Source organism: Streptomyces sp. NPDC034086, from assembly GCF_055575515.1.
In genome coordinates this window covers 1,016,994-1,030,889 of record NZ_JBVISM010000001.1, presented here as the reverse complement: position 1 = coordinate 1,030,889, position 13,896 = coordinate 1,016,994, and the positions used below count along the sequence as shown (strand labels likewise).

General features: G+C 74.9%; 9 protein-coding genes and 2 pseudogenes. 7 read left to right on the top strand and 4 right to left on the bottom strand.

What is annotated here, in order from left to right; translation table 11 throughout:
- Positions 1-57 precede the first annotated feature (57 nt).
- Positions 58-648, top strand: a pseudogene (locus ACZ514_RS04580) (phosphatase PAP2 family protein); the annotation flags it as partial.
- An 87-nt stretch (positions 649-735) separates the two neighbouring features.
- Here the strand turns inward: ACZ514_RS04580 and ACZ514_RS04575 are convergent.
- The 4 genes from ACZ514_RS04575 to ACZ514_RS04560 form a co-directional block, all read right to left on the bottom strand.
- Complete coding sequence (locus ACZ514_RS04575; protein WP_468173836.1) at positions 736-1,431, bottom strand: response regulator; 696 nt, start codon at positions 1,429-1,431, stop codon at positions 736-738.
- Positions 1,428-2,894, bottom strand: a complete 1,467-nt coding sequence (locus ACZ514_RS04570) for a sensor histidine kinase (protein ID WP_469124093.1) — start codon at positions 2,892-2,894, stop codon at positions 1,428-1,430. The genes ACZ514_RS04575 and ACZ514_RS04570 overlap by 4 nt, the downstream gene beginning before the upstream one ends.
- 96 nt (positions 2,895-2,990) lie before the next feature.
- Entirely contained in the window at positions 2,991-5,165 is a 2,175-nt protein-coding gene (gene helR, locus ACZ514_RS04565; protein WP_469124092.1) for an RNA polymerase recycling motor ATPase HelR, read from the bottom strand.
- Positions 5,166-5,325: 160 nt separating this feature from the next.
- A complete protein-coding gene (locus ACZ514_RS04560) occupies positions 5,326-6,543 on the bottom strand; it encodes a glycosyltransferase (protein ID WP_469124091.1) in 1,218 nt (405 codons plus the stop codon).
- Between the two features lie 278 nt (positions 6,544-6,821).
- Between ACZ514_RS04560 and ACZ514_RS04555 the strand changes: the two genes are divergently transcribed.
- From ACZ514_RS04555 to ACZ514_RS04530, 6 genes and pseudogenes are all read left to right on the top strand, one after another.
- Positions 6,822-7,238 carry a hypothetical protein gene (locus ACZ514_RS04555; RefSeq protein ID WP_468173842.1) on the top strand — a complete coding sequence of 139 codons (417 nt, stop codon included), beginning with the start codon at positions 6,822-6,824 and terminating at the stop codon, positions 7,236-7,238.
- A gap of 140 nt (positions 7,239-7,378) precedes the next feature.
- Positions 7,379-9,292, top strand: a complete 1,914-nt coding sequence (locus tag ACZ514_RS04550; protein ID WP_469124090.1) for a VanW family protein — start codon at positions 7,379-7,381, stop codon at positions 9,290-9,292.
- A gap of 125 nt (positions 9,293-9,417) precedes the next feature.
- Positions 9,418-12,090 (top strand): SpoIIE family protein phosphatase, encoded by a 2,673-nt coding sequence (locus ACZ514_RS04545; protein ID WP_468694486.1) that lies wholly within the window; start codon positions 9,418-9,420, stop codon positions 12,088-12,090.
- 9 nt (positions 12,091-12,099) lie between these two features.
- Positions 12,100-12,792, top strand: a complete 693-nt coding sequence (locus ACZ514_RS04540) for a M15 family metallopeptidase (protein WP_468694488.1) — start codon at positions 12,100-12,102, stop codon at positions 12,790-12,792.
- A 406-nt stretch (positions 12,793-13,198) separates the two neighbouring features.
- Positions 13,199-13,381: a hypothetical protein gene (locus ACZ514_RS04535; protein WP_468173850.1), complete on the top strand. Its 183-nt coding sequence runs from the start codon at positions 13,199-13,201 to the stop codon at positions 13,379-13,381.
- A gap of 32 nt (positions 13,382-13,413) precedes the next feature.
- Positions 13,414-13,810, top strand: a pseudogene (locus ACZ514_RS04530) (helix-turn-helix domain-containing protein); the annotation flags it as partial.
- Between the last annotated feature and the right edge of the window lie 86 nt (positions 13,811-13,896).

Below are 13,896 nucleotides of genomic sequence, written 5' to 3'. Positions count from 1 at the left end.
GTGGGGGCGGCCTTTCGGCCGGGGCGGCCGGGCGGCGGCGCCCCTACCGTCGGCCGCATGGATTCGATCGAACGATGGAGCGGGGCGCGTCGCCTGACCGCGGCGCTCGCCTCGGCGGGAGCGGGAGCGGCGGCGGTGGTCTGGCTGGCGCCCGGCGGCTCACCGGCGGCCAACGCGCCGGTACACGTCACCGCCGGCTGGTCTGCCGGCGCCTACCGTGCGCTGACCCGGACCGTGGCGCAGGGCCCGCCGTGGGCGACGGCCGTCCTGGAGGCGGCGAGCGAGGCCACCTTGCTGCTGCTGGCGCTGCTCCTGGCCTGGGTCGGCTGGAGCGCCCTGCGCCGCCGGGACGCGTCCGGCCTGGCCGGGACGGCGGCGGCCGCCGCCGGGACCGTCGCCGCCTACGGGACGAGCGAGGCGCTCAAGCTGCTGGCCGGTGAGGAACGTCCGTGCCGCGCCCTGGCGGGGGTCCCGGCCCTCGCGCCGTGTCCCGCGCCGGGCGACTGGTCGTTCCCCAGCAACCACGCCACCCTGGCGGTCGCGCTGGCCGTGGGAGTGGTCCTCGTACGGCCCCGGCTCGCCGTCCTGGCCCTGCCGGTCGGCGGGGCGGCCGCTCTGCTGCGGGTGCTGGTCGGGGTGCACTACCCGCACGACGTGCTGGCCGGGGCGGCACTCGGCACGGCGGCCGCGGTGGCGGTGCGGCTGCTCGTCCTGCCGTACGCCGTACGGACGGTGTCAGTCCTCCTCGCGCGGCGGCCGGCCGGACGGCACCGGGACCACGCCGGCCTCGTGCGCGACCACGGCCGCCGCGGCCCGGTTGTCGACGCCGAGGCGGGCCAGGATCGAGCTGACGTGGGCCTTCACGGTGCCCTCCGCCAGGCCGAGCCGGCGCGCGATCTGGCCGTTGGAGAACCCGCCGCCGAGGTGGCCGAGCACCTCCCGCTCCCGGCCGGTCAAGGCCTCCACCCGGGCGCGCGCCCCGGAGCGGCGGCCCGCTCCGGCACCCGCGCCGCCGGCCGCCAGATGGGCGACGACCCGGGCCGCCACCTTCGGTGAGAGGTAGGCGGCCCCGTCGGCGACGGCCCGGACGCCGGCGATCAGCTCCTCGGGCTCACCGGACTTGATCAGGAAGCCGGCGGCGCCGTCGCCGAGGGCCCGCAGGATGTACTCGTCCTCCCCGAAGGTCGTCAGCATCACGACTCCCGTTCCGGGAACGGTCCTGCGGATCTCGGCAGCGGCTTCCAGGCCGCCGGTTCCGGGCATCCGGATGTCGAGGACGGCCACCTGCGGGCGGTGGGACTGGACGAGTTCCACGGCGCGGCGGCCGTCGCCCGCCTCCGCCACCACGGTGATGCCGGGGTCACGGGCGAGGACGGCGCGGATGCCCGCGCGGATCATGGGTTCGTCGTCGGCGATCAGGACCCGGATCATCGGACGGCCTTCCCTGAGTAGTCGTCGGTGGAGACCAGGCGCCCGGCCCGGAAGCAGAGGCGGTAGAGGTCGCCCGAGCGGTCGTCGAACGGGTCGCCGGTCTGTACGTAGAACTCGCAGACCGCGCCCGGCGGCGGCGGCCCCGGTGCGGCCGGGCGGCGGGTGGTCTGGCGTTCGGGCAGGTACGGCACCACCTCGGCGCGGGGCTGGCCGAGGCGCAGGCGGGCGTAGTCCGCCGGTTCGAGGACCGACTGCCGGGCCGTCACGGTGTCCCACGCCCGCACTCCGCCGACCAGCAGGGCGGTGGTGGTCAACGGCACGAGCACGGCGGCGACGGCGGTACGGCCCAGCCGGCGACGGGCCCTGCGGTGCTCGGGCGGCAGTACGCCGCCCGGCCGGCGCGGCGGCGGGGGCGGCACGGTACCGGGGCGGTGCGGGAGCACGGCCCGTACGGCGAAACCGCCGCCCTCGGGGCCGGAGGTGAAGGTTCCGCCGGCCAGCCTGACGCGTTCGTCCAGGCCGATCAGCCCGAAGTGGTGGCCCTCCGCGGGCACGGAGGCCCCGGTGCCCCGGGCGGGCCGGACGGCGTGGTCCCGGGGCTCGGGCACGCCGGGCACCGGCCCGTCGGTCACGCCGACCAGGGTCCGGTCCCCGGTGTGGCGCACGAGGACGCTCACGCGGTGCCCGGGCGCGTGCTTGGCGACGTTCGTGAGGGCCTCCTGGACGACCCGGTGCACGGCCCGCCCGACGGCGGGCGGGATGTCCTGCGGCCCCGGTCCGCCCTCGACGTCCAGCCGTACGTCGAGGCCCGCCGCGGCCGCCCGGTCCACCAGGTCCTGGATCTCCGCGCGCCCGGCTCCCGGTCCGGAGCCCGGAGCCGGCTCGGACGGCTCGCGCAGCACTCCGATCACCTCGCCGAGCCGGTCCACCGCGGCACCCGCCCTGGCACGGATGTCCTGGGCGGCGGCCCGGTGCTCCTCCGGCAGGCCGGGGGCGAGCTTCAGCGCCCCCGCCGACAGGGCGATGAGGCTGAGGTCATGGCCGAGGAGGTCGTGCATGTCCCGCGCGATCCGGGTCCGTTCGCGCAGCCGGGCCTGTTCGGCGACCAGCCGCTGTTCCCGCTCCAGCCGCGCCGCCCGCTCCCACCCCGCCCGTACGAGTTCCCGGTACTGGCGCAGGAACCGGCCCGCGAACCACGGCAGCATCGCCGCCACGAGGAGCAGCCCGACGAAGCGGCTCGCCCAGCCCAGCCACGCCGGCACCAGGAGTACGGCCACCACGGCCGCCGCCAGGACTCCGGCCAGGGCCGCCACCGTGCCGCGGTTCCGCCCGGGCCTCCGGCCGCCGAGGAAGGCGCAGACCGCGGCCGGCACGCCCCACCACAGGGTGGAGACGCCGGTGCCCACGCCGGCCACCGCCCCGGCGAACAGGACGGCGGACAGGACCGGAACGGGTACCGGCACCCGTCGCGGTATCCGGATCCGCCACTTTTCGATCATCTTTCTCACGGACGTGACCTTACGGAAGCCGGTCCGTCCCGCGGCACTGCCGAAAGTCCACTACCGCCGGCCGGCCCCGGTGAGGACGACGAGCTGCCGGGTCGCCCGGGTCATCGCGACGTAGCGGTCGACCGCGCCTTCCACGCCCGTGCCGAAGTCCTGCGGGTCGACGAGGACGACCAGGTCGAACTCGAGCCCCTTGGACAGCTGCGGTGTCAGCGACCGGACGCGGGAGGTCGTACGGAACGTGGGGTCGCCGATGACGCAGGCCACTCCCTCCGCGTTCGCGGAGAGCCAGGCGTCGAGCACCGAGTCCCGGTCCGCGGCGGATCCGTGGACCACGGGGACGCCGCTGTCGCGGATGGAGGCCGGCACGTTGGCGTCCGGCAGGACGGCCCGGATGACCGGCTCGGCCTCCTCCATGACCTCGCGCGGCGTGCGGTAGTTGACGCTCAGCGAGGCCATGGTGATCCGGTCGAGCCCGATCCGCTCCAGCCGTTCCTGCCAGGACTCCGCGAAGCCGTGCCTGGCCTGGGCCCGGTCGCCGACGATGGTGAAGCTGCGGGAGGGGCAGCGCCGCAGCAGCATCTGCCATTCGGCGTCGGTCAGTTCCTGGGCCTCGTCCACGACGATGTGGGCGAACGGGCCCGCGAGGAGGTCCCGGCCGGCCGCGGGCAGCGCGGTCTCGTCGATCAGGCTGTCCTGGAGGTCCTTGCCGTGCAGCATCGTCACCGCCCCTTCGCCGTCGGCGTCGGCCGCGATGACGCTGTCGATGACGCCGGCCATCCGCTCGCGCTGGGCGGCGACGGAGGCCTCGTGACGGCGCTTGCGCAGGGACGCCTGCGAGTCGCCGAGCCGCTGCCGGGCCGCGTCCAGCAGCGGCAGGTCGGAGACCGTCCAGTGCCCGGTGTCCGCGCGCTGGAGCGTGCGCACCTCGTCGCGGCCGAGCCAGGGGGCGCACTGGCGCAGGTAGGCGGGCACCGACCACAGGTCGCCGACCAGCTCGGTCGCCTCGAGCATCGGCCAGGCCCGGTCCAGGGCGGTGACCAGCTCCCGGTTCTGCCGCAGGGACCGGCGGAACAGGTCCGGCGAGAGGTCGTCGTCCCCGTCGCCCTCGTCGTGCTGCTTGCCGAAGAGGATCGTGACGAGCTCCTCCCAGATCTGCTCGCGCGCCTCGTTGTGCGGGGTGCCCGGTTCGACCGCGTCGAACGCCGCGGCCCAGTCGCCGGCGGTCAGCCGGACCTCGCCCCAGTGGGTCGTGACGGTCATCCCCTCGGCGGGCGGTTCCTCGTAGAACCTGACGGCCGCCTCGATCGCCCGCACCAGGTCCGCCGAGGACTTCAGGCGGGCCGCCTCCGGGTCGCTCTCGACGGCCGCCGTGGCGCCTTCGGCGACCAGGTCCCGCACGGTGCAGGTCTGGACGCCCTCCTCGCCGAGGCTGGGCAGGACGTCGGCGACGTAGGACAGGTAGGGGCGGTGCGGGCCGACGAAGAGCACGCCGCCCCGGCGGTGGCCCAGGCGCGGGTCGGAGTACAGGAGGTGGGCGGTGCGGTGCAGGGCGACGACGGTCTTCCCGGTGCCCGGCCCGCCGTCGACGACGAGGGCGCCGCGGGATCCCGCACGGATGATGGCGTCCTGGTCCGCCTGGATGGTGCCGAGGACGTCGCGCATGCGGGACGACCGGGTGCCGGCGAGGCTCGCGATGAACGCCGACTGGTCGTCGAGCGCGGCGTGCCCCTCCAGTCCCTCGACGGTGAACACCTCGTCCCAGTAGTCGCCGATCCGGCCCTCGCTCCAGCGGTACCTGCGGCGGCTGGCCAGGCCCATCGGGCCGGCGTGGGTGGCCGCGAAGAACGGCTCGGCCGCCGGGGAGCGCCAGTCGATCAGCAGCCTGCGGCCCGTGCTGTCGGTGAGGCCGAACCGTCCGACGTACAGGGGCTCGGGGTCGTCGGCGAGGACGATGCGGCCGAGGCACAGGTCCAGGCCGAAGCGGCGCAGCACGCGCAGGCGCGCGGTGAGCCGGTGGACCTCCGCGTCCCGGTCCATGGCCTCCCGGCCGATGCCGCCGGGCGCCCTGCGCGCGGCGTCGAGCCGCTCGGACACCTCGGCGATCGTCTGGGCGAGGCACGCCTCGACGGCGGCGAAGTGCCGCTCGTCGCCCGCGACGAGCTTCGGGTCGGCCTTGGCGGAGAGGTGCTCGGGAAGGTTGAAGACGCTGGTGGTCAGCGGATTCACGGATGCGGCTCCGATCTGAGGTCGCTGGCGACCTGTGGGTGCGGTGAGTGTGCGGTGGGGGCGGGTCTTCCGGGCGGGCGCCCGATCACGTGGGGGCGGCGGCCCGGTCCGCGCCGAGGGCGGTCGGCCCGGATCACGCCGGGGGGCGTACCGGGGGCCGTTACCGGCCGAGTTCGTCGAGCAGTCGCCGGGCGGCGACGGTCGTTCCGTCGGTACGGACGGTGGCGGCCACGGCGGTGGCGCGTTCGCGGACCCCGGGGGCCAGGACGGCCCCGAGGACGGCCGAAAGGGAGTCGGCGGTGGGAACCGGCCCGTCGTGTTCCGCGCCGATGCCCAGGTCGCGGACCCGGCCGGCCCAGTACGGCTGGTCCCCGCCCCCGGGGACCACCGCCTGGGGAGCCCCGGCCAGGGCGGCGGTCGTCGTGGTGCCCGCGCTGCCGTGGTGGACGACGGCGGCGACCCGGCGGAACAGCGCCCGCTGGTTGACCTCGCCGACGAGGAAGCAGTCGTCGTGGCCGTCGGGCAGGGACAGGCCGGCCCAGCCCCGGGACAGGAGCACCCGGCGGCCGCGGGCCCGGACGGCTTCGACGGCCGCCCGGGCGAGGCCCTCCGGATCGGGGACGGGCGTGCTGCCGAAGCCGACGTACACCGGGGCCTCGCCGGCGTCGAGGAACTCCACCAGGTCCGCGGGGAGCGGCCGTTCGTCGGGCAGGATCCACGCGCCGGTCTGCACGACGCCCAGCTCCGTCGGCCGCCACGGGGCCAGGACCGGATCCGCGGCCAGCCACGGCCGGTCGGTGAAGGCGTAGTCGCGCACGCTGTCGACCGGCGGCAGACCCGCCGAAGCGCGGTGGACGTTGAGCATCTCCCCGAACATCGTGTGCGCGATCCGGGCGTCCTCGTCCCACAGGGTCCGGTTGGCGACGGACTCCGGCGGCACCGGCTGGCCCCGCCGCACGGGCGGCCTGCGGTGCGGCGACGGGAGGCTGACCGGCTGGTGGGCGGCGTGGACGTAGCGGATGCCGAGCTTGTCGGCGACCGAGCGGGCGGCGGAGGCGACCGGCAGCGGGCCGGTCACCACCAGCGCGTCACAGCCCTCGGCCGCCGCCGCGACCGTGCCGAACTGGGCCGCCATCAGTTCGGAGGCCCGCTCCGCCAGACCGGCCGCCGACCCGGGCGTCACCGAGGTCACCACCGGCCGCACCGGCCGGCCGGCGGGCACCGTCTCCACCCCGAGCGCGGCCAGCCGCTCCGCGAACTCCTGGTCCGGCGGGGCGCACACGCGCACCTCCGCGCCCAACTCCCGCGACCGCACGGCGAGTGCCGCGATCGGCTCGACGCTCCCGCGCGTTCCGTAGACCGAGAACAACACACGCATGACCGGCTCCCCCGCTTTGATGATCTTGGCTTAGGCCGGTGATTCTGCTGCATCACCAGGGCCTTGCGGCAAGCCCCCCGGTGCGTTATAACTTGAGAGTGGCAAGGAGTGGACATCCCTCCTTGCCTTTGTCGTTTCCGCAGACTCGCAGGCTCCGCGGGCTTCTTCGCAGGCTTCTTGTGCAGCGGGCCGGGGACCGGCGGACGACACCCCCCAGAGCCCCGCCCCGACCCGGCCGGGCCTGCACCGCCCGCACCGACCCGAGGGACGAAGGATCCATGACGCTCAAGGAAGGCCGGCGGGTGAGGCTCGCGGCGGACATCAGGCTGGCCGACGCGCTGACCGCCGCCGACGGCTCCGCCGACTCCCCCGCGCCCGCACCGCTGCCCGGGTTCCTCGCCCTGGCGGCCGGCACCGAGGGGACGGTCGAGCGGGTGGACGACGAGGAGCGGCAGGAGAGCCACGAGGTGCGCGAGTACCTGCGCCTCACCTCGCTCCTCGAGTCCTTCGGGCACGCCGTGCCCCCGGAGAGCAAGCGGCAGCTGGAGGAGCGGATCGCCGCCCTCGAACCGGAGTGGGCCGCTTTCCGGGAGCAGCGGCCCGGGGTCCGGCTCCGCGTCCGCTTCGACAACGGGTTCGTCCTCGACGGGACGCCCGGCGAGCTGTTCACCGAGGCGGCCGACCAGGCCCGCTGAGCGGGTGCGCCCCGGGGCGGCGGACCGCCCCGCCCCCGCGGCCCGGCGGCTGCCACCGCCCACCCCTCCCCCGTGCCGCCTTTGCCGGATTTGTGAGAACGATTACCTTCTCACCCGAATGGCGCGTTTCCAGGTCCATCATGGTTGACCGGAACTGTCGTCTACGCGCCCCCCGTCCCGGCCCACGAGGCCGCCCGGCGACCGGGTCGGCGCCACAAGGGAGAGCCGTGCGACCTGCGGGCAGCTGGACGGGTAGGAACTGGCGGATCGCGCTGACGGTGGCGGGAGGCGCCTTCGTGCTCGGGTTCGGCGGCCTGTACGCCGCCGGACTCTCCGTGGGCGACGACATCGCCGACGGCACCCGCGTGCGGGGCGTCGACATCGGCGGCATGAGCCGCGAGGCGGCGCGCAGCACGCTCCTGCGGGAGCTCGGGCCGCGGGCCGGCGCCCCGATCCCGGCGGGCGTCGGGGACCGCGTCGAGCGGGTCGCACCGGCGTCCGTCGGACTCTCCCTCGACGCCGCCGCGACCGCCGACCGCGCCTCGCACTCCGGATACGGGCCGGCCGGCGTCATCGGCCGGCTCTTCGCCTCCGGCGACCCGGACGTCGAGCCCGTGGTCCGCACCGACGAGCGGGCCGCCCGCGCCGGGATCGACCGGCTCGCCGCGAGCACCGCGCAGCCGGTCCGCGACGGGTCCATCACCTTCGACGCCGGCCGGCCGGAGGTCGTCACCGCGCGGACCGGTGTCTCCCTGGTCCGGGACCGGGCCCTCGACGTGCTGCGGGAGGCCTACCTGCGGCCGCGCCCGGCCGGCACCCCCGTCGCCCTCCCGGTCACCCGCACGGAGCCCCGCGTCGGCGAGGACGAGACGGCACGGGCCCTGCGCGAGTTCGCCGAACCGGCGGTCTCCGCGCCGGTCACCCTCACCGTGGCCGGTGCCCGCATACCCGTCAGCCCCGTGGTCCTCGGCGAGCACCTGAAGCTGAACGCCGGCGAGGGCGGGCGCCTGGTCCCGGCCCTGGACTCGCGGGGCCTGCTCAGCGACCCCGCGGTGGCCGGCCCCGTCACGGACGCCGCCGGATCGCCGCGCGACGCCGCGCTCGGCGTGGACGCCGACGGCCGCGTGCGGGTCACGGAACCCAGCCGCGCCGGGCGGAAGGTCACCGAGGAGGCCCTCGGCCGGGCCGTGCTGCCCGCGCTGACCCGCTCGGGCGCGGACCGCGGCGCGGAGGTGGCCACCACGGCCGTCGAACCGGAGCTCACCGACGCCGAGGTGCGCGGCCTCGGGATCAAGGAGGAGATGTCCTCCTTCACCGTCGAGTTCCCGGCCGCCCCGTACCGGACCAAGAACATCGGCCGGGCCGTGGAGCTGATCAACGGTTCCCTGGTCATGCCCGGCAAGGAGTGGAGCTTCAACCGCACGGTCGGTGAGCGCACCGCGGAGAACGGCTTCGTCGACGGAATCATGATCAACGACGGCCGGTACGTGAAGTCGCCCGGCGGCGGTGTCTCGGCCGTCGCCACGACGATGTACAACGCCATGTTCTTCGCCGGCCTCAAGCCGGTCGAGTACGGGGCGCACTCGTTCTACATCGAGCGGTACCCGGAGGGCCGGGAGGCCACCGTCGCCTGGGGCAGCCTCGACCTGCGCTGGCTCAACGACTCGGGCCACGCGGTCTACGTCAAGGCGTCCTCGACCGACACCTCGCTGACGATCAGGCTCCTCGGCACCAAGAAGTACGACGAGGTGCGCGCCACCAAGGGCCCGCGCACGAACGTCAAGCCGCCCGCGACGCACAAGGGCACCGGACCGGCCTGCGAGGCGCAGACGCCCCTGGAGGGCTTCGACGTCACCGTGGGCAGGATCTTCGTCAAGGACGGCCGGGAGGTCAGGCGCGAGTCGCACACGACGCACTACACCCCGCGCGACGAGGTGACGTGCGAGCCGCAGGCCGCGCCGGGCACCGCCCCGAGCGGCGCCCCGGCCGCCGCCGCACCGGCCGGCGAGGCTCCTGCGGCGGCCGCCGCAGCGGCCGCGGCGCCGGGCCGGTGAGGGGAGCGGACCCTCACCCAGCGTGACCGGAGGCGGGCGCGACGCGCACGTCGGGGGCCGTGGGGCGCCGGAGGTGCTACAACTGGGGACGTGACCCTTCCTCGCCAGCCGTACCGGGCAATGCGGTGCGGTCACCCCTGAGCAAGGGATTCAAGAGCGTCGCCGGACAGGTGTTCGTCCTCCAGGTGGCGATCGTGGTGTTGCTCGCCGCCGGTGCCCTCCTGGCGCTGCTCCTGCAGTCCCGCCACGATGTCGACCGAGAGGCGCGCAACCGGTCGATCGCCGTCGCCCAGACCTTCGCGCACTCCCCCGACGTGCGGGAAGCGCTGCGCACACCCGATCCGTCCGCCATCCTGCAGCCCCTCGCGGAGGCCACCCGCAAGGCCGCCGGGGTCGACTTCATCGTCGTCATGGACACCCGGGGGATCCGCTACAGCCATCCGCGGCCGGACCGCATCGGCAAGCGGTTCGTGGGCACCATCGAGCCCTCGCTCGCCGGCCGGGTCCACACCGAGAGCGTGCGGGGGCCGCTGGGCAAGGAGATCCAGGCGGTGGTGCCGGTCACCGCGCCGGACGGCCGGGTCGTCGCGCTGGTCTCGGCGGGCCTGACCGTGGAGAACGTCAGCGGTGCCTTCGACCGCCAGCTCCCCGTCATCCTCCTGGTCATGGCCACCGGCCTGGCCCTGGCCACCGTCGGCACGGCGCTGACCAGCCGCCGCCTGCGCCGCCAGACGCACGGGCTCGGCCCCCAGGAGATGACCCGGATGTACGAGCACCACGACGCGGTGCTCCACTCCGTCCGCGAGGGGGTCCTGATCACGGACGGCGACGGGCGGCTGGTCCTGGCGAACGACGAGGCGAAGCGGCTGCTCGGGCTGCCCGAAGGGGCCGAGGGCCTGCACATCGGCGAGGTGCCGGGCCTGGACGGCCGGATGGCCGACCTGCTGCTGTCGGGCCGGGTGGCCACCGACGAGGTGCTGGAGACGGGGGACCGGCTGCTCGTCGTCAACCAGCGGCCCACCCACCCGCACGGCCGGCCCGAGGGCGCCGCCGTCACCATCCGCGACTCCACCGACATGCAGGTCCTCACCGGCCGCGCGGAGGCCGCCCGCAAGCGCCTCAAGCTGCTGTACGACGCCACCGGTGACATCGGCACCACCCTCGACGTGGAACGGACCGCTCAGGAGCTCGCCGACGTCGCCGTGCCCCGCTTCGCGGACTTCGTCACCGTCGACCTGGCCGACCCGGTGCTCGACGGCGAGGAGCCCGGCCCCGACTCCGACATGCTGCGCACGGCGGTCAGCGGGATCCGGGCCGACCACCCGCTGTACCCGCTCGGCCGGCTGATCGAGTTCAAGCCCACCACCCCGCAGGCGCGCGGCTACGACACCGGGAAGACGGAGCTGGTGCCCGACCTGGCCGACGCCCCCGGGTGGCACGTGCAGGACCCCCGGCGGGCTTCCGCCATCGTCGAGTACGGCATCCACTCGCTGATCGCGGCGCCGCTCAAGGCCAGGGGCGTGGTCCTCGGCGTCGTCAACTTCTGGCGGGCCGCCAAGCCCGAGCCCTTCGACGAGGACGACGTGTCGCTGGCCGAGGAGCTGGTCGCCCGCGCCGCCGTCGCCATGGACAACGCCCGCCGCTACACCCGTGAGCACACGCTGGCCGTCACCCTCCAGCGCAGCCTGCTGCCCCGCGGCCTGCCCGAGCAGAGCGCCGTGGACGCGGCGCACTGCTACCTGCCCGCACAGTCCGGGGTCGGCGGTGACTGGTTCGACGTGATCCCGCTGCCGGGCGGCCGCGTCGCCCTGGTCGTCGGCGACGTGGTCGGGCACGGGCTGCACGCCGCGGCCACGATGGGCCGGCTGCGCACGGCGGTGCACAACTTCACCTCCCTCGACCTGCCGCCCGACGAACTCCTCGCCCGCCTGGACGACCTCGTGCAGCGCATCGACGAGGACGACACCGACGGCGGCGCCGGCGTGCTCGGCGCGACCTGCCTGTACGCCGTCTACGACCCGGTCTCCCGGTACTGCACCCTGTCCCGGGCCGGGCACCTGCCCCCGATGGTGGTGGCCCCGGACGGCACCACGGAGATCGTCGACGTGCCGGCCGGCCCCCCGCTCGGGCTGGGCGGCATGCCGTTCGAGACGAGCGAGCTGCGCCTGGCGGAGGGCAGCCAGCTCGTGCTGTACACCGACGGCCTGGTGGAGCAGCGGACCCGGGACATCGAGGAGGGGCTGGAGCTGCTGCGCGCGGCGCTCAGCCACCCGGACCGGGACCCGCAGGAGAGCTGTCTCGCCGTCCTCGACGCCATGCTGCCGTCCCGGCCCACCGACGACGTGGCCCTGCTCATCGCCAGGACCCGGACCCTCGGACCCGACCGGGTCGCGGAGTGGGACGTACCGCCGCGGGCGAGCGGGGTCGGCGTCGTACGGAACCTGGCGTCCGCGAAGCTCGCGGAGTGGGGGATGGAGGAGCTCGCCTTCACCACCGAACTCATCCTCAGCGAGCTGATCACCAACGCGCTGCGGCACGGCAGCCCGCCGGTCCGGGTCCGGCTGCTCCACGACCACTCCCTGACCTGCGAGGTGTGGGACGGCAGCAGCACCGCCCCGCACCTGCGGTACGCGGCCACCACGGACGAGGGCGGGCGCGGGCTGTTCCTGGTGGCGCAGCTCAGCGAGCACTGGGGCACCCGGTACACCGCCCAGGGCAAGGTCATCTGGTCGGAGCAGGGGCTTCAGGGTCACCCGGACGGCCTACCGCTGGAGGTCTTCGGGGACCTCGGACCCTAGCGTGGAGGAGTGCGCCCCAAGCGCTCCGTGTCCGCCTGCCTGACCGCGGTCGCCGTGCTGTACGCGAGCGCGACGCCCGGCTGCGCGCCCGCCGCCCGCGAGCGGCCCGGGGCGCCCGTACGGACGGCCGCGCCGGTGCTGGCGGCGCAGGTGACACCGGTGCCCGCGGGGAAGCTGGGGGCGAGCATGCGGGCCGGGTGTCCGGTGGCGGCGGACCGGCTGCGGCTGATCCGGATGAACCACTGGGGCTTCGACGGGAGGGTCCACCGGGGCGAGATGGTCGTCCACCGGGACGCGGTGCGGCCCCTGCTGTACGTGTTCGGCCGGGCCCTGGACGCCCGCTTCCCGATCCGGCGGATGCGGGTGACGGCCGACTACGGCGGCGACGACCGCGCGGCGATGGCCGACGACAACACCTCGGCCTTCAACTGCCGGCCGGTCACCGGGGACTCCGGGAAGCTCTCGCGGCACTCGTGGGGCCTCGCGGTCGACGTCAACCCGGTCGAGAACCCGTACGTGGACCGGCACGGGGTGGTGCATCCCGCGGCGGGCCGGGCGTACCTGCGCCGGCACCCGGCCCGCCCCGGGATGATCACCGCGGACGGGGCGGTGGCCAGGGCGTTCCGCCGGGTCGGCTGGGACTGGGGCGGGGACTGGTGGTCGCACCCGGACTACCAGCACTTCTCGTCCGACGGAGGCTAAGGGTTGTCCCGCGACTGCCCAGACGGCCTCTGCTCGCCGTGGCAGCCGCCGGAAACCGGGTGCAGCGGGCCACGGGTGCCTGGCACCATGGCTCACGTGATCACTTGTCGAAAGGCCGATGCCGCGTAGACGGCCGCGCGCGCTGCGCGCTGAACAGCCGGTCTCCCGCGTCTGGGGGCCGACCCCACCGTTCCGGATCCATGGACTCTCCGCGAGGGCGAGCCTGGCCGTGCACCGGGCCGAGCACTTGAGCGGCAGCTTCTGCATCCACCCGGGTGCCACCGACCGTGCCTTGCGTCGGTACCGCGCTTTCCTCCACGAACCGGGCAGACGTCCGCTGTACCCGCGGGAGTCGTTCTGCTCGTGCACCTGGTGCTCCTTCGACGACGTCAGACATGCACGCGACGTGCTGGAGGAGGTGCTGGAGCGACTGCCGGAACGAGCCCGTGCCGAGCTGGGTCGGCTCGTGAAGCCCATGGACGCGGTGTTCCTGCGCCGTACTCTGCCGGACCCGTTCGTGCACCGGCGCCAGTGGCGGACACGGTTCTGGTGGTACCGCCGCCTGGCCGACAGGTCGGAGTGGGGGTGACGGAACCCGTGGTCGCCCCCTGGCGAGGTGGGATGATCACAGCCCTGGGTGTTGTCATCACGGCGCCGGAGTCGTGCTGGACAGCCCCGTCCACCGGGCTGAGCTCGCACGGTTTCCGCAAGCTGATCACGGTCCTCCGCGGCGAAGGTGCCGACACCATGCGGCCGGGCCGGCCCTGGAGTCTTTCGCTGGAGGACCGGGTCCCGCCGGTCGCGGCCTATTGGCGGCCCAACCTGACCCTGCGGCAGATCGCGCCGCCGTTCGGTGTGTCCAAGTCGCCGCCGACCGAATCGTGGGTCAACTGGCAGACCGAGCACAACCACGATCACAAGCAGGTTCGCGCCCGAGTCGAGCACGTCTTTGCCCGCATGAGACGGCGTCCACCACGCCATGCTCGGCGTCGCCCACCTCCACCACCTCGTCCAAGCGCGTAACGGACCCCATCGACGGCCAGTCGATCTTGTCCCAACCCTCCGGAGATCAGTTACGGGACAACCCTGAGGCCGTCTCTTTCG

Coding starts and splice junctions, on each gene's coding strand:
- ACZ514_RS04575 (WP_468173836.1), bottom strand. CDS start 1,431: ATGATCCGGGTCCTGATCGCCGACGACGAACCCATGATCCGCGCGGGC.
- ACZ514_RS04560 (WP_469124091.1), bottom strand. CDS start 6,543: ATGCGTGTGTTGTTCTCGGTCTACGGAACGCGCGGGAGCGTCGAGCCG.
- ACZ514_RS04555 (WP_468173842.1), top strand. CDS start 6,822: ATGACGCTCAAGGAAGGCCGGCGGGTGAGGCTCGCGGCGGACATCAGG.
- ACZ514_RS04550 (WP_469124090.1), top strand. CDS start 7,379: ATGGTTGACCGGAACTGTCGTCTACGCGCCCCCCGTCCCGGCCCACGA.